This is a genomic window from Micromonospora gifhornensis (genome assembly GCF_016863515.1).
Classification (GTDB): Bacteria; Actinomycetota; Actinomycetes; order Mycobacteriales; family Micromonosporaceae; genus Micromonospora; species Micromonospora gifhornensis.
This window is the reverse complement of record NZ_BOPA01000013.1, coordinates 1-19,623: the sequence shown is the minus strand read 5'-3', so window position 1 is coordinate 19,623 and position 19,623 is coordinate 1. Positions and strand designations below refer to the sequence as shown.

General features: G+C 71.4%; 15 protein-coding genes and 1 riboswitch. Of the genes, 9 read left to right on the top strand and 6 right to left on the bottom strand.

All coding sequences use genetic code 11. The features are described 5' to 3' along the window. Positions 1 to 112 precede the first annotated feature (112 nt). Positions 113 to 4,792, bottom strand: a complete 4,680-nt coding sequence (locus Vgi01_RS31110; protein ID WP_204290574.1) for a ThuA domain-containing protein — start codon at positions 4,790 to 4,792, stop codon at positions 113 to 115. A 329-nt stretch (positions 4,793 to 5,121) separates the two neighbouring features. Next, a riboswitch (TPP riboswitch) is annotated at positions 5,122 to 5,231 on the top strand. On the opposite strand from Vgi01_RS31110, the gene thiE reads away from it, so the two are divergent. From thiE to thiC, 7 genes are all read left to right on the top strand, one after another. Then, a complete protein-coding gene (thiE, locus tag Vgi01_RS07810; RefSeq protein ID WP_102658780.1) occupies positions 5,226 to 5,852 on the top strand; it encodes a thiamine phosphate synthase in 627 nt (208 codons plus the stop codon). It overlaps the preceding riboswitch by 6 nt. Further along, complete coding sequence (gene thiO / locus Vgi01_RS07805) at positions 5,846 to 6,994, top strand: glycine oxidase ThiO (RefSeq protein WP_102658781.1); 1,149 nt, start codon at positions 5,846 to 5,848, stop codon at positions 6,992 to 6,994. The genes thiE and thiO overlap by 7 nt, the downstream gene beginning before the upstream one ends. Further along, entirely contained in the window at positions 6,985 to 7,185 is a 201-nt protein-coding gene (gene thiS, locus Vgi01_RS07800) for a sulfur carrier protein ThiS (protein ID WP_013735919.1), read from the top strand. The genes thiO and thiS overlap by 10 nt, the downstream gene beginning before the upstream one ends. Positions 7,186 to 7,187: 2 nt before the next feature. Continuing rightward, a complete protein-coding gene (locus Vgi01_RS07795; protein ID WP_102658782.1) occupies positions 7,188 to 7,967 on the top strand; it encodes a thiazole synthase in 780 nt (259 codons plus the stop codon). After that, entirely contained in the window at positions 7,967 to 8,674 is a 708-nt protein-coding gene (locus tag Vgi01_RS07790; protein WP_373306902.1) for a thiamine phosphate synthase, read from the top strand. The genes Vgi01_RS07795 and Vgi01_RS07790 overlap by 1 nt, the downstream gene beginning before the upstream one ends. Then, a complete protein-coding gene (thiD, locus tag Vgi01_RS07785) occupies positions 8,671 to 9,459 on the top strand; it encodes a bifunctional hydroxymethylpyrimidine kinase/phosphomethylpyrimidine kinase (protein ID WP_102658783.1) in 789 nt (262 codons plus the stop codon). Before Vgi01_RS07790 ends, thiD begins: the two co-directional genes overlap by 4 nt. Before the next feature lie 13 nt (positions 9,460 to 9,472). Continuing rightward, complete coding sequence (gene thiC, locus Vgi01_RS07780) at positions 9,473 to 11,065, top strand: phosphomethylpyrimidine synthase ThiC (protein WP_204290573.1); 1,593 nt, start codon at positions 9,473 to 9,475, stop codon at positions 11,063 to 11,065. 121 nt (positions 11,066 to 11,186) lie between these two features. On the opposite strand, the gene Vgi01_RS07775 is transcribed toward thiC, so the two are convergent. The 4 genes from Vgi01_RS07775 to Vgi01_RS07760 all read right to left on the bottom strand — a co-directional run bounded on the left by Vgi01_RS07775 (position 11,187) and on the right by Vgi01_RS07760 (position 15,941). Beyond that, complete coding sequence (locus tag Vgi01_RS07775; protein WP_204290572.1) at positions 11,187 to 13,799, bottom strand: hypothetical protein; 2,613 nt, start codon at positions 13,797 to 13,799, stop codon at positions 11,187 to 11,189. A gap of 77 nt (positions 13,800 to 13,876) precedes the next feature. After that, the gene (locus Vgi01_RS07770) at positions 13,877 to 14,206 is read right to left on the bottom strand and encodes a cupin domain-containing protein (protein WP_102658786.1); all 330 of its coding nucleotides are present in this window, start codon (positions 14,204 to 14,206) and stop codon (positions 13,877 to 13,879) included. Next, positions 14,203 to 15,153 (bottom strand): LLM class F420-dependent oxidoreductase, encoded by a 951-nt coding sequence (locus tag Vgi01_RS07765; RefSeq protein ID WP_102658787.1) that lies wholly within the window; start codon positions 15,151 to 15,153, stop codon positions 14,203 to 14,205. The genes Vgi01_RS07770 and Vgi01_RS07765 overlap by 4 nt, the downstream gene beginning before the upstream one ends. A 2-nt stretch (positions 15,154 to 15,155) precedes the next feature. Next, a complete protein-coding gene (locus tag Vgi01_RS07760; protein ID WP_204290571.1) occupies positions 15,156 to 15,941 on the bottom strand; it encodes an ABC transporter ATP-binding protein in 786 nt (261 codons plus the stop codon). Between the two features lie 268 nt (positions 15,942 to 16,209). Between Vgi01_RS07760 and Vgi01_RS07755 the strand changes: the two genes are divergently transcribed. Both Vgi01_RS07755 and Vgi01_RS07750 read left to right on the top strand, forming a co-directional pair. Continuing rightward, on the top strand, positions 16,210 to 17,241 hold the full coding sequence (locus Vgi01_RS07755; RefSeq protein ID WP_102658789.1) for an ABC transporter substrate-binding protein: 1,032 nt from the start codon (positions 16,210 to 16,212) through the stop codon (positions 17,239 to 17,241). 94 nt (positions 17,242 to 17,335) lie between these two features. Then, positions 17,336 to 18,193, top strand: a complete 858-nt coding sequence (locus Vgi01_RS07750) for an ABC transporter permease (protein ID WP_204290570.1) — start codon at positions 17,336 to 17,338, stop codon at positions 18,191 to 18,193. A 194-nt stretch (positions 18,194 to 18,387) separates the two neighbouring features. On the opposite strand, the gene Vgi01_RS07745 is transcribed toward Vgi01_RS07750, so the two are convergent. After that, the gene (locus Vgi01_RS07745) at positions 18,388 to 19,569 is read right to left on the bottom strand and encodes an ABC transporter substrate-binding protein (RefSeq protein ID WP_102658791.1); all 1,182 of its coding nucleotides are present in this window, start codon (positions 19,567 to 19,569) and stop codon (positions 18,388 to 18,390) included. Positions 19,570 to 19,623: the final 54 nt, after the last annotated feature.

Sequence of the window (19,623 nt, the reverse complement as noted above, 5' to 3'; positions counted from 1 at the left end):
TCGGTAACTGCGCGTGACATTCCTGGTCAGTTCGCTCAAAGCCCGTATCTCCGACATGGAGCGGCCGGCCCGTACCTCCGGGTGGAGGTACGGGCCGGCCCCTGGCTGTCGGCTACCCGGGCGTGAGCCGGAAGTAGTCGAATGCCGCCGTCTTCGAGGCGGTCTGGTTGCCGCTGAGGGTGAACAGGCCCACCTTCGGAGTCGTGCCGACCGCGGTGCTCGTCAACGAGCCCAGGGTCGTCCAAGTCGTGCCGTCCGCCGAGTACGCAGCGGTGTAGGTGCTGCCGCTACGCGTCAGCCGCAGGTGCCAGATCCCCTGCGTCAGGCCGGTCGCCTGCGGTTGGGTGCTCTGCACCACCCCGCCGACCTCGCTGCGGAACTCGATCCGCCGCGAGATCGTCTGACCCGCCGCGTTGTCCGTGACGTAGTCGTACTTCAGGTAGTTGTCGTCGTCGGCGTACACCAGCAGACCGGCCTGCTGGTACTGCTCGTTGAGCAGGCTGCCGTCGACCCGGGTCTGGATCGTCCAGTTCCCGGCCGGGCTGTTCTGGAGGATGAAGTTGGTCGGACCGGTGTTGGTGGTGCCGTAGATGTCACCGTTCGGCACGTCGATGCGCAGCGCGCCGTCGGTGACCCGGTAGCGGGTCGCGTCCTCCCGCACGATGGCGTTCCACCGGCACTTCTCCAGGCTGCTGCCGGTGAACTCGTCCGAGGGCGTGGTGCTCGTGCCGGTGGTGGCCTCCGGGGTGATCCGGAACCAGTCGAACTCGGCGTTCACCACCGGCGCGGTGGTGCCGCCGTTGAGGGCGAACAGCCCGATCCGCGGGTTGGTGATACCGGCCAGGGCGGCGGACCGGCCGACCGGGGTGAAGGTCTGACCGTCGGTCGAGTAGGCCGCGGTCAGGTTCGTCCCGTCGCTCGTCAGTCGCAGATGGATGGTGTCACCGGTGGGAGCGGCGGTGGCGTCCGCGCTGTCGTTGCGCGGCGTCCCGGAGCTCTCCCGGATGAACTCCACCTTGCGGTTGCCGCCGTAGACCAGGTCCAGCTTGGCGTAGTTGTCGTCGTTGCCGTAGAGGATCAGGCCGGCCTGCTGGTAGTCGGCCCGGGCCGCGACGGTGACCCGGGTGGTCGCCTGCCAGGCCCCGCTGGGTGCGGGCTGGAGCACCAGGTTTGTCGCGTCGTTGCGGGTGCCGTACAGGTCACCCGCGGCGGTGGGCAGGCGTAGCGCACCCCCGGAGACCGAGAGCGACTGGTTGTCCCGCACCACGCCGCTCCACCGCTGACGATCCAGCGAGGTACCGGTGAACTCGTCGGACCGTACTGGCCCCTGCTGCACCTGGCAGGGCTCGTTGCCCCCGGTCCCGTCGACCCGGATCGGCACCGTGGCCTGCGCCCGCGCGCCCCGGCTGTCGGTGACCGTCAGGGTGGCGGTGTAGGTGCCAGGCGTGGTGTACGTGTGGGTGGCGTTGAGCGTGGTCGCCGTCGCACCGTCGCCGAAGTCCCAGGCGTACGACAGCGGGGTGTCCCCGTCCGGGTCGGTCGCCGTACCGGTGAAGGTCACGGGCAGTGGCGCGGTCCCGCTGGTCGGGGTGCCCGTGGCGGTGACCGTCGGTGGGGCGTTGCCGCTCACACCGGGGCCGACGAAGTTCATCCAGTTGACGTTGAACAGGGTTCCGGTGCCCCGGTTGGGGTCCCGGGCGACGAAGAACAGCCCGCCCTCCGAGGAGGCGCCGTTGGGAATCTGCGCGGTGACGTCGGTGTACGTCTGCCACCCGCTGGTGCCGGCCACGGTGGCGGTGGTGATCAGTGGCCCGTCCGCGGCGCCGGCGCGTACCTCGATCCGGCCGCCGGAGGTGGCCGAGGCGACCCGGAACTGGATCGACGTGACGCCGGTCAGGCTGGCCGGGGTGACCGACCACCAGTCGCCGTCCTCGATCCAGCCGATGTTCTGCCCGCCGCCGGCGGTGTCACCGGTGGTCTCCTTCTCGACCCCGGCGGTGCCGCCGCCGGTGGCACCCGCCACCCGGCCGGTGGCCGAGAAGTACTCGGCCTCCTTGCGCTTGGGCTGGAGGATCTTCAGTGCCCGGCCGGTCTGCGGCTCGGCCCCGTCGGATCCGCCCTTGTCGGTGTAGGTCGCCTCCAGCACGGTGAAGACGTTGGCGTCCGCTCCGTGGCCGTCGGCGAGCTGGGTCTGCACCGTGCCGGTGCAGCCGGTGTGCCGCTCCAGCGGGTGGGCGTGCTCGTCGTGACCGAGCAGGACCTGGAGTTCGACGTCGGCGCAGTCGATCGTGCCGTCCTCCGGGTCGGTGACGCTGATGGTGTAGGCGACCTGGTCACCCCAGGCGAAGAAACCACCGTCCGGCGGGAACTCGATGGTGACGGTCGGTGCCGTGTTGCCGACGGTGATCGGCACGTTCGCCACCGCGGTCCGCCCCGCCGGGTTGGTGACCCGAAGCTGCGCGGTGTAACTGCCGGACCGGGTGTACGTGTGGGTCGGGTTGGCCTGGGTGGAGGTGCCACCGTCACCGAACGTCCAGGCGTAGGTGAGCGCCCCGCCGTCCGGGTCACGGGAGCCGGCGCTGGAGAAGCTCACGGCAAGTGGTGGCGCTCCCGAGGTCGGGTTCGCCGAGGCGACCGCGATCGGGGCACGGGCACCGGCGGTGTAGTCGATCCGGTAGACCCCGGAGTTGTCGTTGTTGCCGCCGAAGCCGCTGCCCCACTCGATCAGGTACAACGCGCCGTCGGGGCCGAACTCCATGTCCATCGGCCGGACGAAGGTCATCTGATCGAGGATCCGGTTGATGTCGACGAGCGTCTTGCCGTCCTTGCTCACCTGCATGGTGTACATCCGCGACTGGTTCCACTCGCCGAAGATCGACTTGCCGTCGAAGTACGCCGGCCACTGGCGGCGGGACGAGATGGTCGGGTCGAACCGGTAGACGGGGCCGGCCATGGGCGCTCCACCGCCGCCGATCTCCGGGAAGCGGCTGTTGCCGCCGTAGCCGTAGTCGACAGTGGCCGGAATGGCCGCCGGCAGGTTGGTCAGGCCGGTGTTGTTGGGGGAGTTGTTCACCGGCGCGGAGCAGTTGAACTTCGCCCCGCTCGGGCCGGACGGGAACTGGTAGTCGTTGTACGCCTGGTTGTTGCCGTGGCAGTACGGCCAGCCGAAGTTGCCGGGCCGGTCGACGATGTTCCACTCGACCAGGCCCTCCGGGCCCCGGTTCGCGTTGGTGGTGGTGGCGTCCGGGCCGTAGTCGGCGACGTAGAGCACGTTGGTGACCGGGTCGACGCCGATCCGGAACGGGTTGCGCAGGCCCATCGCGTAGATCTCGGGACGGGTCCGCGCGGTGCCCGGGGCGAACAGGTTTCCGCTCGGGATGGTGTACGTCCCGTCGGCCTGCGGCCGGATCCTGAGCACCTTGCCACGCAGGTCGTTGGTGTTGCCGGCGGTGCGCTGCGCGTCGTAGTCCGACCGGCCGGAGCGCTCGTCCAACGGGCTGTAGCCACTGGACTCGAAGGGGTTGGTGTTGTCCCCGGTGGCCAGGTAGAGGTTGCCGGCCGAGTCGAAGGTCATCGTCCCGCCCATGTGGCAGCAGGTGTTGCGCTGCGTGGGCACCTCCAGCACGACCCGTTCGCTCGACGCGCTGATCGTGTCACCGGTGACGGTGAACCGGGACAGGTAGTTGCGGGAGCCGCCCGCGCTCGGGGCGTAGTAGAGCCAGACCCATCCGTTGCTGGCGAAGTTGGGGTCGAGTCGGATGCCGAGCAGGCCGTCCTCGTTGCCGGCGAAGACGCTCAACCGCAGTGCGGTGACGGTCTGGCCGCTGTCCGGCTTGATGATCTGCACGCGGCCGTCGCGCTCGATGTAGAAGACCCGGCCGTCGGGCGCGATGTCCAGCTCCATCGGGTTGCTGGTGTTGCTGTCCAGCGTCACCTTCTCGAAGCTGGCGGCCCGGCCGGCGCCGCAGTCGGAGTGCACCACACCGGCCGCGGTCTGGATGCCGCCGAGCAGGTGTTGCAGGAAGGCCGCGTCGGAGAAGGACTCCTGGGTGTGCCCACCGCCGGTGTACCAGGACCGGCCACCGTCGTAGCCCTGGCACCAGGCGATCGGGTGGTCGTGCCCCATCGCCCCGCTACCGGGGCTGTAGCTGCGCTCGTCGAGCGAGGCCAGCACCTGCACCTGACGGGCGCGGGGGTTGGTGCGGAAGTTGTACCACTCGTCGTACCGGGACCACCGCTCCGGCAGGTGTCGGGTCGACTCGTGGGTGTAGTCCTCGACCTTCACGGTCGCCGTCTGGTTCGCCGGGTGGCTGTTGAAGTACGCGCCGACCAGTTGGCCGTACCAGGCCCAGTCGTATTCGGTGTCGGAGGCGGCGTGCACGCCGACGTATCCACCACCGGCGCGGATGTAGCGCTCGAAGGCCGACTGCTGGCTGGCGTTGAGCACGTCACCTGTGGTCGACAACCAGATGACCGCCTTGAACCGGGCCAGGTTGGTGTCGGTGAAGGCGCCGCCGTCCTCTGTGGTGACGACTGTGAAATTGTTCGCGGTGCCGAGTTGCTGGATCGCCCGGATGCCCGCGGGGATCGAGTCGTGGCGGAACCCGGCGGTCTTGGAGAACACCAGGACGGAGTACGGGTCAGCGGCGGCAGCGGCTGCGGTACGGCCGGCGGCCTGGGCGGCTGCGGGCCCGGCGATCGGAGCGGGCGCACCGGTCAGTACGAGTACGAGGGCGAGCAGCGCCACGGTCAGTAGACCGGGCGTTGCTCGTCGACGGCGGGTTCGGGGCACGAAAGTCTCCTCTTCCGGGTGGGACGGGTCGGAGCGGGCGGCGGTGACTACTCCGGTTCGGTCCGAGCGCTCGTACCTGACGGTGAGGGTCTGGCTGCCGAGGAACTGAGCCGATCATTCAATTTGTGTTTGTCGATCGGTGTCGGGCAAGACTCATTGATGTAACAGATTGGTAACGAGAGCTTGGGCAATTGGCATGAGTCACTGCATATCGGGGGTTTTTCCGGTCGCCGCGTCCCGGCGAGTCGGATTGACGCGGCTGCCCTCGGCCCGGCTCGTACGGCAGGACGGGGGTTGGCGGCACAGCCGAAACAACGTACGGTGACACCCAACGAACCCACGGGAGCCCGGTGTACCGGGCTGAGAGGGGGGCTGCCAGCCCCCGACCGTCGAACCTGATCCGGGTAATGCCGGCGCAGGGAGGAGAGTTGCCGTGCCGTCCCTCGGACGACTGCATCTGATCACCGACACCCGCCCTGGGCGGGATGCGCTCGCCGTGCTCGCCGCCGCACTGCCGGTGGCCCACACCGAACTGGTCGTCCAGGTCCGGGTCGAGGACACCACCACCGACCGCGAGGCGTACGAGCTGACCCGGCAGGTGCTGGTGCTCTGCCGCCCGTACGGGGTCACCTGCCTGGTCAACGACCGGTTGCACGTGGCGCTGGCGGCGGGCGCGTCCGGCGGCCACGTCGGTGCCGACGACCTGCCGGTGGCGACGGCCCGGCGGGTGCTCGGCTCGGATGCGGTGCTGGGCGCCACCGCGCGCGAGCCGGTGTCGGCGGCCGAGGCCGTCGCCGCCGGCGCAAGCTATCTGGGCGTGGGCCCCTGCCACGCCACCACCACCAAGGACGGCCTGCCGCCGGCGATCGGCGTGGCGGGCGTCCGGGCGGTGGTCGAGGCGGTCACCGTGCCGGTGATCGCCATCGGGGGAGTGACGGCGGAGGACGTGCCTGTGTTGCGGTCCGCCGGCGTGTACGGGGTGGCGGTGGTCGGCGCGCTCTCCGGAGCCGCCGACCCCGCCCACGCCGCAGCCGAGTTCATGGACGCACTGGCGTGTTAACAAGGGGCCCTTCCTCTACCGGAGGAGTTAACAAGGGGCCCTTCCTTGCACCGCAGGTGACGGTGGTGGGGGCGGGGCCGATCGGGTTGGCGATCGCGTGGCGGTGCGCGGCACGCGGGCTGCGCGTCGTGGTGCACGATCCGGCGCCCGGCTCGGGTGCCTCGCACGTCGCTGCGGGCATGCTGGCGCCGGTGGCCGAGGCGTACTTCGGCGAACACGAGTTGACCGGGCTGCTCACCGAATCCGCCCGACGCTGGCCGGGCTTCGCCGCCGAGCTCACCGAGGTGACCGGAGTCGACATCGGATACCGGACCGAGGGCACCCTGATGGTCGGGCTCACCGCCGACGACCTGGCCGAAGCGCGCCGACTGTGGGCGTACCAGCAGGGGTTGGGTCTGCCGGTGACCCCGCTGCGCCCCTCCCAGCTGCGGGAACACGAACCGGCGCTGGCACCGCGGGTTCGCGGCGGCGCGCTCGCCGCCACCGACCATCAGGTCGATCCGCGCCGTCTGGTGCCGGCGCTGCGCCTCGCCGCCGCGCGGGCCGGCGCGATGCTGGTCACCGAGCCGGTCCGGCAGCTGTCCGAGCCGTCGGGCGGGGTGACAGTGGTCGCCGCCGGCTGCGGCGCCGCCGCCCTCACCGGGCTGCCGGTCCGTCCGGTGAAGGGCCAGGTGCTGCGGCTACGCACCCCCGACGGTGGCCCGCCGGGCTTCCGGCACGTCATCCGGGGGTACGCCGACGGCGAGCACGTCTACCTGGTCCCGCGCGAGTGCGGTGAGGTGGTCGTCGGCGCCACCGTCGAGGAACGCACCGACGTGGCGGTATCCGCCGGTGCGGTGCTGCGGCTGCTGCGGGCCGCCGTCGACCTGATGCCCGAGCTTGCCGAGTACGACCTGGTGGAGACGATCGCCGGGCTGCGTCCGGGCACCCCGGACAACGCGCCGATCCTCGGGCCGCTCCCGGGCCGACCGGACGTGCTGGCGGCCACCGGCCACCACCGGCACGGGATCGTGCTCACCCCGGTCACCGCGGATCTGATCACCGGCCTGATCACCGGGGAGGGGACGGACGACCCGCTGCTCACCCCGTTTCGGGCCGACCGGTTCCACCCGGACAGCAAGGAGGACGACCTGTGGAGTTGACGGTGAACGGCGTCGAGCGGGACGTGCCCGACGGTGCCACGGTCGCCGACCTGGTTCGGCAGGTCACCCCGCAGCAGCGCGGGGTGGCGGTGGCGGTGAACGGTGAGGTGGTGCCGCGTACCGGCTGGCCGGCGACGGCGCTGCGCGGTGGCGACCGGGTCGAGGTGCTCAGCGCCGCGCAGGGCGGGTGACCATGGACTCCGACAGCTTCGAGATCGGCGGTACCCGGTTCGGGTCACGGCTGATCCTCGGTACCGGTGGCGCGGCGAACCTGCACGTGCTGGAGCAGGCGATCCGGGCCTCCGGCACCGAGCTTGTCACTCTGGCACTGCGTCGGGTGGACACCGTCCCCGGTGGCTCGGGCGGTCTGCTGGATCTGCTGGACCGGTGCGGGGTACGGCTGCTGCCGAACACGGCCGGCTGCTACACCGCCGGGGAGGCGGTGAAGGTGGCGCACCTGGCGAGGGACGCGTTCGACACCGACTGGGTCAAGCTGGAGGTGATCGGCGACGAGCGCACGCTGCTGCCCGACGGGGTGGAACTGCTGCGCGCCGCCGAGGAACTCGTCGACGACGGGTTCACCGTGCTGCCGTACACCTCGGACGATCCGATCCTGGCCCGCCGGCTCGCCGACGTGGGCTGCGCGGCGGTGATGCCGGCCGGCTCGCCGATCGGGTCGGGGCTCGGGGTGTCCAACCCGCACCACATCCGGCTGATCCGGCAGAGCGTCGACGTGCCGGTGATCCTGGACGCCGGGATCGGTACCGCCTCCGACGCGGCGCTGGCCATGGAGTTGGGCTGCGACGCGGTGCTGCTGGCCAGCGCGGTGACCCGGGCCGCCGATCCGGTGGCGATGGCCACCGCGATGCGCCACGCGATCACCGCCGGTCGTCTCGCCGCCGGTGCCGGCCGCATCCCCCGCCGCTTCCACGCCCTCGCCTCCACCCCCGACGAAGGTCGCCCCGACCTGTGATCCCGCACCCTGGCGAGGGCGGCCTGTCGGGTTCCCCGACCGTCTCGGGGGTCGTGGTGCTCACCGACCGGCGGCTGGCCCGCAGGCCGCTTGTCGACGTGGTGGCGGCAGCCGTGGCCGGGGGCGTGCGCTGGGTGGTGCTGCGCGAGAAGGATCTGCCCCGCGCCGAGCGGTCGGCCCTCGCCGCCGAGCTGCGGCCGATCCTGACCGGGGCCGCCGGCACCCTCATCGTCGCCGGACCGGACCCCCTGCTGGACAGCGAAGCAGAGCAGAGGGGCAGGGGAGTAGGTGGTGACGGCCGGTTGGCGCTGCATCTGTCGGCGACCGACGCCGGCCCGCCGCCGGGCGCCGAACTGGTCGGCCGGTCCTGCCACGACGAGGCGGAGCTGCGCCGGCTGCGTACCGAGGACTACGCCTTCCTCTCGCCGGTCTATCCGACAAGCACCAAACCCGGGTACGGGCCGCCGCTGGGGACGGTGGGACTGGCCGCGCTGATCCGCCTGAGTCCGGTACCGGTGCTGGCCCTCGGCGGCATCGAGACACCAGCCCAGGTACGCGCCTGCGTGCGGGCGGGCGCGGTCGGCGTCGCCGTGCTCGGGGCCGTCATGCGGTCCCCCGACCCCCGACAGACCGCAGCCGAACTGACAAGCGCCTTCGCGGCGGCCATCGGGCAGCCGCGCGGCCTCACCATCGAGGAAGACAGATGACCCCGACGACCGTGCTCACCGTGGCCGGCTCGGACTCCGGCGGCGGCGCCGGCATCCAGGCCGACCTGAAGGTCTTCGCCGCGCTCGGCGCCTACGGCACCAGCGTGATCACCGCGGTGACCGCGCAGAACACCCGAGGCGTGGACGCCGTCCTGCCGCTGCCCCCGCAGACGGTCACCGACCAACTCGACAGCGTGCTGTCCGACTTCGCGGTACGGGCGGTCAAGACCGGAATGCTCGGTACCCCGGCGGTGGCGGGGGCGATCGCCGACGCCGCGGCGGCCGGGCGACTTCCGCAGCTCGTCGTCGATCCGGTGCTGGTGGCCACCAGCGGGCACCGGCTCGGCGTGGTGGCGGCGGTGGAGCGGCTGTTGCCGTACGCCCGGGTGGCGACGCCGAACAGCGCGGAGGCCGCGGCGCTCACCGGCGCTGCGGTGACGGACCTGGCGGAGATGACGACTGCCGCCCGGGCCCTGGCGTCCGGTGGACCGGAGTGGGTGATCGTGACCGGCGGTGACGTCGACACCGGCGGCGAAGCGCTGGACGTGCTGCACGGCCCGGACGGGACGACGGTGCTGCGGGCCCCCCGGGTGCCGACCCGGCACAGCCACGGGACCGGGTGCTCGTTCTCGGCGGCGACCGCGGTGCGGCTGGCGATGGGCGATTCGGTGCCGGTGGCGGTCGCCACCGCCAAGGAGTACGTGACCCGCGGGCTGACCGGCGCGCGGGCCTGGGAGTTGGGCGCGGGACGCGGCCCGTTGGACCACTTCGGCTGGTCCGCCTGAGCAGGAGGTAGTCATGCAGGTACGGCGCAAGGTGTACGTCGAGGGATCGCGGCCGGAGATCCGGGTGCCGTTCGCGGAGGTGGAGCTGACCGGGGACAACCCGCCGGTGCGGCTCTACGACACCTCCGGTCCGGGCTCCGATCCGCAGGTCGGGCTGCCCGCGCTGCGCGGGCCGTGGATCGCCGAGCGGGGAGATGTCGCCCCGGCGCGCGGACCGGGCACCCCGTTGGCCGGGGCGGGCGGGAAACGGCCGACCCAGCTCGCGTACGCCCGGGCCGGGGTGGTCACGCCGGAGATGGAGTTCGTGGCGATCCGGGAGGGCATGTCGCCCGAGTTCGTCCGGGACGAGATCGCGGCCGGGCGGGCGGTGCTGCCGCTCAACATCAACCACCCGGAGTGCGAGCCGGCCATCATCGGCAAGGCGTTCCTGGTCAAGGTCAACGCCAACATCGGTACCTCGGCGGTCAGTTCCTCGGTGGCCGAGGAGGTGGAGAAGCTGACCTGGGCGACCCGGTGGGGCGCGGACACGGTGATGGACCTGTCCACCGGCAAGCGGATCCACGAGACCCGCGAGGCGATCGTGCGCAACTCGCCGGTGCCGATCGGCACGGTACCGATCTACCAGGCGTTGGAGAAGGTCGGTGGCGACCCGGTCAAGCTGAGCTGGGAGGTGTTCCGGGACACCGTGATCGAGCAGGCCGAGCAGGGCGTGGACTACATGACCGTGCACGCCGGGGTGCTGCTGCCGTACGTGCCGTTGGCGGTGAACCGGGTGACCGGAATCGTCTCGCGCGGTGGGTCGATCATGGCGGCCTGGTGCCTGGCGCACCACGAGGAGAACTTCCTCTACACCCACTTCCGGGAACTCTGCGAGATCCTGGCCCGCTACGACGTCACCTTCTCTCTCGGCGACGGGCTGCGGCCCGGCTCGATCGCGGACGCCAACGACGAGGCGCAGTTCGCCGAGCTGCGCACGCTCGGCGAACTGACGCAGATCGCCTGGGAGTACGACGTACAGGTGATGATCGAGGGTCCGGGTCACGTGCCGATGCACAAGATCAAGGAGAATGTGGACCTTCAGCAGGAGTGGTGCCACGAGGCGCCCTTCTACACGCTCGGCCCGCTGACCACTGACATCGCGCCCGCGTACGACCACATCACCTCGGCCATCGGCGCCGCCATGATCGGCATGTTCGGCACCGCGATGCTCTGCTACGTGACCCCGAAGGAGCACCTGGGGCTGCCGGACCGCGACGACGTGAAGGCGGGCGTGATCGCGTACAAGATCGCGGCGCACGCGGCGGACCTGGCCAAGGGGCACCCGGGCGCGCAGGCCTGGGACGACGCGCTGTCCAAGGCGCGGTTCGAGTTCCGCTGGGAGGACCAGTTCAACCTCTCGCTCGACCCGGAGACGGCACGGTCGTACCACGATGCGACGCTGCCCGCCGAACCGGCGAAGACGGCCCACTTCTGCTCGATGTGCGGGCCGAAGTTCTGCTCCATGAAGATCACCCAGGATCTCAAGGAGTACGCCGCCCGGGGCATGAAGGACAAGTCCGACGAGTTCCTCGCCGCCGGTGGGCGCGTCTACCTGCCGCTGGCCTGACCTCCTGCCTGCCTGACCTGCGCTTGCCTGATCTGCGCTTGCCTGATCTGCGCTTGCCTGGCCTGCGCTGGTCTGGCCTGCGCTGGTCTGACCCGTCGCGCGCTCGGCCGGCAGGGCACCGTCAGTCCCGGTGGTGCCGGCCGGTCGAGCGCAGCGAACGACGGGACTTCTTCGGCGCGGGTTCGTCGTCGGCCACCGGCCGGCCGAGCCCGGTCACCCAGTCCACGTACTCCTCGTCCTGGGCCGCCAGCGGCTCCTCGCCGCCCTCGGTGTTGTCCGGGCGGGACTTGCCGCGCCGAAACAGGCCGCGCAGCCCCTTGTCACGTTCGCCGCTCGGCTGGACGTCCTCAGGGGCGACGGCGGGCGGCTTGGTGAAGGCGGCGGAGAGGTCGCGGGCGGTGGCTGCCGGGTCGCTGGAGAGGCTCGGCACGGCGGCGAAGGCGGCCGAGACCTCCCGTGCGGTGGTCATCGGGTCGAGCACCGCAGGCGAAGCGGGATCCAGCCCGGCGGGCGAGGCTGCCACCGGACCGGTGGGTGCCGCTGCCGGCCCGGCGGACGGCGCGGGGTCGGTTCCGCCGGTTGCGCCGGTTCTGTCGTGACCGGTCGGCGTCGGCGGCTCGATGGCGGCTGGACCGCCGGCAGCGGGAGGCTCGTGGGCGGCACCGGTCTTCTCGTCGCCCGGTTGCGGATCGGCCGGCCGGGTCGGCGCGAAGGCGTTCCAGGGCGTCGTCGCGTTCAGTTCGGGCAACGACAGGCGGTGCCGGGGGCGCGGTGTCGGCTCGGGTCGCACGTTGGCGGCGCTCCCGCCGGTGCCACCGCTCGGCCAGGGTGAGCCTGCAGTGTCGGCGTCCGGCTTGGTGTCGACGGACGGGGTGGCCTTGGCGTCCGGCCTGGTGTCGGCGACGGGCTCAGCGGCGACGGGCTCAGCGGCAACGGGCTCAGCGGCGACGGGTTGGGTGTCGGCGGGCGAAGTCGGGTTGGCGTCGGGCGCGACATGGGCGGGCGCGGGAGGTTGCCCGTCCTCGGACGGCTGGTCCGAACCCGCGGCCGTCGTGCTGGTCCGGGGTTTGCGCGTCCGCCGGGGCGTGGGCGTCTTGCCCGCCGGTGCCGCGTCCGCGAGCGGGCCTGGAGCCGGAGCCGGGCCCGAAGCCGGGTCTGAAGGCGAAGCCTGGACTGGGGGCGTAGCCAGGCCCGAAGCCGGAGCCAGGCCCGAGGCCGGAGCCAGGCTCGGGGGCGTAGCCAGGTCCGAGGTCAGGTCCGAAGGCGAAGCCGGGCTCGGCGCCGAAGGCCGGGCCGTTGCCCGTGGTGACCTGGCGGCCCGCCCGGCCCGGCGGATGTCGCTGCCGTCTCCCACCGGCATCGGGTCGACCGCGAACTCGACGTCATCCGGCGCGGCAGGGGCCTCCGCTGAGGCGGGGGTCTCGGGACGCAGGGGCTCGACGGTCGTCGTGGCGGCGTCCGCTGGTGCGGGTGTCTCCGCCGTCGACGTGCGGCCGGTGGTTGCCGGGGCGGGGTGGCGGTCGTCAGCTGCCGGCGATTCCTGCGCTTCGAGCCCCGCACCGGTCGCGACACCTACCGTTGCCGGCGGTGCGTCGACTGACGTCCCGGTCGCGGCTGAGCTGGTGGCCTCCGCGCCGACGGTGTGCTCGGCGGGGCCGGAGAAGGCCGGTGCGTTGATCGACGGTGTGTCGGCGCGGGTGGGTGCCGCCCCGGCGGCCGTGGGCAGGGAACTCGTCCGCTGGTCCGGCCACTGCCAGTGCGGTGGCGGGTCCGCCGGTTGCTGCCCGGCCGGACGGGTCGGCGAGGTGGGCAGGGCCGGGGTCGGGGGCAGCGGCTGGAGAATCGCGGTCGGCTCGATGGCCTGGGTGTCGGGACGGGCGCGGCCGGTCAGCGGCCAGGGCAGCAGGGCGGCAGCGGTCGAGCCGAGCGCGCCGACGGCGATCGCGATCAGGGCACCGTAGTACGGGGCGAGTTGATAACGGTCGGCCGAGTCGCCCGGCCCGGCGGCCAGGTAGGCGAAGGCCACCAGCACCGGCCCGGCGACCCCGCTCGGTCCGCTGACCAGGGGCGGGTGCCCGCGCCACCGGGCCGCCCACCCACCGGCGATGCCGGCCAGCAGGGTGGTCAACGGCAGGATCAGCAGGGCCAACCGCTGCGCGGTGTCGGCGGAGAACCAGACCGGCTCCAGCACACCGAGGCGGACCGGGATCAGCGGCCCGCTGGCACCCAGTGACGGTACGACCGACAGCAGGGCGATCAGCCACATCGCTGCGGCGACGGCGGCCATGTTCCAGGCGAACGGTGGCCGGACGAGTACGGCCAGCGCGGCACCCGCGCCGACGACCGCACCGAGGACGGCGCAGATGGCCACGGCCCAGACCGGATCGACGGAGATGAGCTCGGCGCTGCGGGCCGGTTGCATGCACAACGGTGCCACGACCGTGGCACCCAGCGCAGCGCTGCCGGCGACCGCCAGTTGCCGGCCGGTGCCGGTGAGTTGGCGGTCCTGCCGGGCCGTCCGCTCGGTGAGCACGGCACCGATCACGGCGGCGTTCGCCGCGAACCAGCCGACCCAGACGAGCTGGGCCGGCCACTGGTTGACAGTGGCGCCGCTGAAGGCGCCGGTGAGCCGGACGATGCCGAAGCCGAAGGCGAGGCCAAGCTGACCGGCTCCGGCCAGCAGGCTGACGCCGAACGCCGTGAGCAATAGGCGGCTCAAGGTCCGATTGGCCATGTCCGGCACGTTACGGTCCGTTGCCACCGATCGCCACCGGCGCGCCGTGAACGCCGTCCGACCTGGTTGCGGTAGGTCTACTTGAGTTCGACCAGCCGGGCCAGGTATGTCGTGTCACCGACATTGGTAAGCATGTGCACCGCGCCGGGGTCGCGGTAGACCACCCCACCGGTCGGCTCGTCCGCGTCGATCCGTACGCCGTCGACGGTCTGGATCACGTTCTTCGCACCCTGCACGGCCACCACCAGGTAGGGGTGGTCGTGGCGGTGCAGCGGCTGCTGCTCGCCCGGCTCGAGCCGGATGTGCCAGACCCGTACCCGGTCGTTCTCCAGGACGATCTCCTGGCCCACCGGGCCGAGCACGAGATCCTGGTCGGTCGCCGGGGTGGTGGGGGAGTTGCCGGTCATCGGGTCGCCTCCAGTCGGGGGAGCACCTCGCTGGCGATGAGCTCCAGGTGGTCGAGGTCGGTGAGGTCGATCAGACGCAGGTGCACCCGCTGGGTGCCGATCGCCGCGAACTCGCCGATCCGGTCGACCAGTTGCTGCGGCGAACCGATCACCGCGTCCTCGGGCGGCAGGGCGCTCTTGACGTGCAGGGGCGCGGCCCGCCGTGCGGCCTCCGCGTCGGTACGCCCGACCGCCACCACGATGCCCGCCGAGAGCACCAGCGGGGCACGTCCGCTGTCGGCGCGGCCGATCCGCTCGCTGGCCTGCCGGGCCCGCTCGTACGCGTCACCGGTCTGCTCAAGGCTGGTGAACGGAACGTTGAACTCGTCGGCGTACCGGGCGGCCAGTTCGGGGGTACGCCGGGGACCACGCCCGCCGACGATGATCGGCGGGCCCGGGGTCTGCACCGGCTTCGGCAGCGCGGGGGCGTCGGCGAGCTGGTAGTGCTCTCCGGCGTAGCTGAAGGTCTCGCCCGATCGCGTGGCCCACAGCCCGCTGATCACTTCCAGCTGCTCGGCGAACCGGTCGAAACGTTCGGTGACCGAGGGGAACGGAATGCCGTACGAGATGTGCTCCCGGGCGTACCAGCCGGCACCGATGCCCAGCTCGACCCGGCCGCCGCTCATCTGGTCCACCTGGGACACCATCACGGCCAACGGTCCGGGCAGCCGGAAGGTGGCCGAGGTGACCAGGGTGCCGAGCCGGATCCGGCTGGTCTCCCGGGCGAGCGCGGCAAGCGTCAACCAGGCGTCGGTCGGGCCGGGCAGGGCCGGTTCGTCGCCCATCGCCTGGTAGTGGTCGGCGCGGAAGAAGCCCTCGAACCCACCTTCCTCGGCGAGCCGGGCGAAGCGGAGCTGGTCGTCGTAGCTGGCGCCCCGGTGCGGCTCGGTGAAGACGGTGACCCGCATCCTCATCGCCCTTCGGGGCCGGCGGCCACCGGCTGGTCGCGTTCCATCAGCAGCTCGTGCAGGTCGGCGCTGACCTGGGCGACCTCCGCCAGGTGGGCGTTGCGGCCGAGCGTACGCGGGCGGGGGATGTTCACCTCGACGATCTTGCGAACCCGGCCCGGACGCGGGCTGAGCACCACCACCCGGTCGGCGAGCAGGACGGCTTCGTCGATGGAGTGGGTGACGAAGACGACAGTGGCCCGGCTGCTCATGTGCACCCGCTGGAGTTCCCCGGACAGCTCCTCCCGGGTGAGCGCGTCGAGGGCGGAGAAGGGCTCGTCCATCAACATCACCCGGGGGTTGCCGATCAACGACCGGCACAGCGACACCCGCTGCTGCATGCCGCCGGAGAGCTCGTGCGGCAGCCGCTTCTCGAAGCCGGCCAGGCCGGCGACGTCGAGCAGTTCCCGGGCCCGCTCGCGGTGGTCGGCCCGCTTCCAGCCGAAGATCTCCACCGGCAGCAGGACGTTGTCCAGTACGGTCCGCCACGGCAGCAGGGCCGGGCGCTGGAACAGCATGGCGATGTCCTGGCGTGGCTTGGTGATCGGCGTACCGCCCACAGTGATCTCACCGGAGCTGACCGGGATCAGCCCGGCGATCAGTCGCAGCAGAGTGGACTTGCCGCACCCGGATCGGCCGAGGATCGCGATGAACTCGCCATCGCCCACGTCGAGGTCGATGCCGCGCAGCGCTTCGACCCGGCCGGTGCGGCCGTCGAAGGTGCGGGACACCTCGGACAGACGGATCATCTCCGGGGGCCTCCGCTGAGTAGTTGATCAGGAATCCGCCACAGGCTAACCGGCCTCGTCCCGAAAAGCACCGTCCGGGGTGGACATGACTTTGTTTCCGTACCGCAACCCGATACGCCTGGCGGCACAAAGGTGGACCTCTCGTACGCTGTGCCCGCGCAGAATCCCCTCGATGCGCGGTGTCGGCTCCCCTTCCGGCTGCCGGCGCCGCCCGACACACTCCCTCCCGGCGGCCCGACGCCCCGGTTGGAAAGGACAAGGTGCACTGATGAAAAGGCTGACCCGTACGGTCGCCGCGGCCACCATGGCCACCGCGCTCGCCCTCGTCGCCGCGTGCAGCAGCGGCTCGGACGACACCGACGACACCAACAGCGGCGGAGGCGCGGCCCTGGAACAGGTGACCTACCTCACCTCGTTCGGCAACTTCGGGCGCGACTCCTACGCGTGGGTGGCGAAGGAGAAGGGCTACTTCAAGGAGGCCGGCTTCGAGGTAGACATCAAGCCCGGCCAGGGCACCAACGCCGTGATCCAGACGATCGTCGGCGGCCAGGCGCAGTTCGGCCCGATCGACCTGACCGGTGGCCTGCTCCAGCTCGGCAACGGCGAGGCCAAGGACTTCGTCGCGGTCGCGGCGATCCAGCAGCGCACCATGGCCGCCATCGCCACCGTCGAGGGCACGGGGATCAACACCCCCAAGGACCTGGAGGGCAAGAAGCTCGCCGACACCCCCGGGTCCGTCGTGCGTAACCTCTTCCCGACGTACGCGCGGATGGCCGGCATCGACTACGAGAAGGTGACCTGGGTCAACGGTGAGGCGCAGACCCTGATGGGCATGCTCGCCGCCAGCTCGGTCGACGGCATTGGCCAGTTCGTCGTCGGTCAGCCGACCGTCGAGGCGGTGACCAAGAAGAAGGCGGTCCTGCTGCCGTACAGCAACGTGATGCAGGACCTCTACGGCAACGTGCTGATCACCTCCAAGCAGTACGCCGCTGACAAGCCGGAGTCGGTCAAGCGGTTCACCGCAGCGCTGCTCAAGGGCCTGGAGTACGCCCTGGCGAACCCGCAGGAGGCGGCCGACATCCTGGCCAAGAACGCCGAAGCGGTGAACCCCGCTGCGGCCGCCGCCGAGCTTCAGCTGATGGCGGGGTACGTCCGCTCCAGCAACTCCGGTACCGCTCTGGGCACGTTGGACAGTGGCCGGGTCGCCAAGAGCATCGCGATCCTGCGCGGTGCGGGTGCGCTGAAGTCCGACCTGACCCCCGAGCAGGTCATCGACTTCAACCTCGCCCCCAAGGCCTGAGCAGCCCCACCACGTCGACGGCGGGTACGCCGCACCGGTTGTCCGGTGCGGCGTACCCGCCTCGGCACCGAACCACGAAACGTAGGAGGATCCAATGACCGACGTCCGCCCTCGCCAGACGGCGGGGAGCGTGCCCGAGCCGCTCCATGCCGTACCGCGCGGCCGACGAGTGCGCGCCGGTGACCTGCGGCTCGCCACCGTCGCGGCGTTGCTGCCGGCCGTTGGTCTGCTTGTCGCATTCGGTCTCTGGTGGCTGGTCGCCCGGCTGGAGCTGATCCACCCGGCCGCCCTACCGCCGCCGGGCAGCGTGCTGTCGGCGTTCCTCGAGCGGCCGGACCGGCTGCTGGAGCACACCGCCGTCACCACTCGCGCGATCCTGATCGGCTTCGCGCTATCCGCTGCGGCGGGAGTGCTGATCGGTCTGGCGTTGGCCGCCTCGCGGACGGTCGAGCGGATGTTCACCCCACTGCTGGTGGCCGTCAACGCGGTGCCGAAGATCACGTTGGGTCCGCTGCTGGTGGTGGCGCTCGGTTGGGGTCAGAAGCCGATTCTGACGATGGTCTTCCTGCTCTGCTTCTTCCCGATCGTGCTGTCCACCGCGACCGGTCTGACCACCACGCCGGCCGAACTGGCCGAACTGGTCCGGTCGTACAACGCCTCCCGCTGGCAGTCGTTCCGGAAGATCCGCTTCCCGGCCGCCCTGCCGCAGATCTTCGTCGGACTCAAGGTGGCCATGCCGCTGGCCGCGATCGGCGCGGTGATCGGCGAGTTCCAGGCCGGCGAGGGCGGCCTGGGTTACGTGATCCAGCAGTACGCCGGCGTCGGCGACACCGCCACGGCGTGGGCCGCGATCATCCTGATCGCCCTGGTCAGCATCCTGTTCTACGGCGCGCTGGTGCTCGTCGAGCGCTTCAGCCTGCCCTGGCTGCGCGAAACCACCTCCAGCCGCTGACCCTCATCTCAGAGCGGACGGGCGACAGCTCGCGGACCGCAACCCAGGACAGAGACCCCCACCCAAGCTGACCGCGTCCGTCACCCTTCGACGGACGCAGGTGTGGCCCCAGCACAACCGGCGCAGGGATCAAGCCTGACCGCCCGGAGCCGGTTGTGCTGGGGCCACACCCACCGAGGCCACAGAGACGGACCTCAGCTGGCCAACCGCCAGCGGCCGTTACGGGCGACCAGGGTGGTGAGCGCCTGCGGCATCAGCCCGGAGTGGTTGTCCGGCGTCATCCGGATCGGCCCGGACAGCCCGTCCATCTGCGAGGTCTCCAGCACGTCGCGCAGCCCCTCCCGGTCGACAGTTGCCGGGGGACCACCCGCGCGCAGTTCGGCGTCGACGATGAGCTGCACGGCGTCCGCCGCGAACGACGACGAACCGTGGTACCCGCCGAAGCGGGCGGTGTAGTCCTGGAACCACTGGCGGCGCGCGGCCTTCGCGGGGGTGGTGGCGATGACGTCGTCGATCACCATCGTCTGGGTGAAGACGAGCGTCGCCCGCTCGGCGGCCCGGCCCGACGCACCGAGGAAGAGGTCACCCGCGGCGGACGCGTCGAAGTACAGCGGACCGGTGAAGCCGGCCTGCTTGACCGCGGCGGCGGCGAGCATGGCCTGCTCCGGCGGGGTCCAGATGACCAACGCCTCGGGTTCGGCCGCGGCGAGCGTGCCGGCCTGCCGGTCCACCTCGGTGTCGGTGGTACGCAGCGACGCCTCGGCGGTCAGCTGGATGCCGGCCTTGCGGAACTCGGCGCGCAGGGCTTGGACGCCCTCCCGGCCGTAGGCGTCGTCAGTGCGCAGCAGGCCGACGGAGGTGACCTTCCGGCGGACGAGTTCGACGGTGAGAGCGCTGGCATTGTCGGCTGCATTCGGTGCCAACTTGAACACGTAGCGTCGATCTGCGACCGGATTGGCCACTGCGCTGGCCGAGGCGAGTGCGACGGTGGGGATCTGCTTCTCATTGATGGTGCGCGCTGCGCCGATCGCGCATTCGTTGCAGCCGCCCATGATGATGGCGCTGACCCGTTTATCGTTGCCGAAGTCGGCGATGTTGCGCAGTGACTCACTGGCGTCGGAGCGGTTGTCCTTCAACAACAGTTCGACAGTCCTGCCGTTCAGGGCACCGGAGTCATTCAGCTGTTGGACTTTCAACTCCAGTGCCTGCCGGTACGCCTTGCCGACGCCGGCGGCCGCCCCGGACAGTTCCAGGTCGGCGGCGATGACGATCGGCGAGGTGTCCTGCTCCTGCCCGCCGAACTGGCAGCCGGTGAGGGTGGTGGCCAGCATGGCTGATGCGGCCGCCAGAGCGGTCGCGGAGCGGAAGGGGGTCAACTCGGTCCTCCTGATGCGGCGCGGGCGGGGCCCGGTCACCGGCGGCAGCCAGAT

Excerpts from the sequence above, each read along its gene's own strand:
- Vgi01_RS07775 (WP_204290572.1), bottom strand. The coding sequence starts at position 13,799 with ATGGCCAATCGGACCTTGAGCCGCCTATTGCTCACGGCGTTCGGCGTC.
- thiC (WP_204290573.1), top strand. The coding sequence starts at position 9,473 with ATGCAGGTACGGCGCAAGGTGTACGTCGAGGGATCGCGGCCGGAGATC.
- Vgi01_RS07770 (WP_102658786.1), bottom strand. The coding sequence starts at position 14,206 with ATGACCGGCAACTCCCCCACCACCCCGGCGACCGACCAGGATCTCGTG.
- Vgi01_RS07750 (WP_204290570.1), top strand. The coding sequence starts at position 17,336 with ATGACCGACGTCCGCCCTCGCCAGACGGCGGGGAGCGTGCCCGAGCCG.
- Vgi01_RS07765 (WP_102658787.1), bottom strand. The coding sequence starts at position 15,153 with ATGCGGGTCACCGTCTTCACCGAGCCGCACCGGGGCGCCAGCTACGAC.
- thiD (WP_102658783.1), top strand. The coding sequence starts at position 8,671 with ATGACCCCGACGACCGTGCTCACCGTGGCCGGCTCGGACTCCGGCGGC.
- Vgi01_RS07760 (WP_204290571.1), bottom strand. The coding sequence starts at position 15,941 with ATGATCCGTCTGTCCGAGGTGTCCCGCACCTTCGACGGCCGCACCGGC.
- Vgi01_RS07755 (WP_102658789.1), top strand. The coding sequence starts at position 16,210 with ATGAAAAGGCTGACCCGTACGGTCGCCGCGGCCACCATGGCCACCGCG.
- Vgi01_RS07795 (WP_102658782.1), top strand. The coding sequence starts at position 7,188 with ATGGACTCCGACAGCTTCGAGATCGGCGGTACCCGGTTCGGGTCACGG.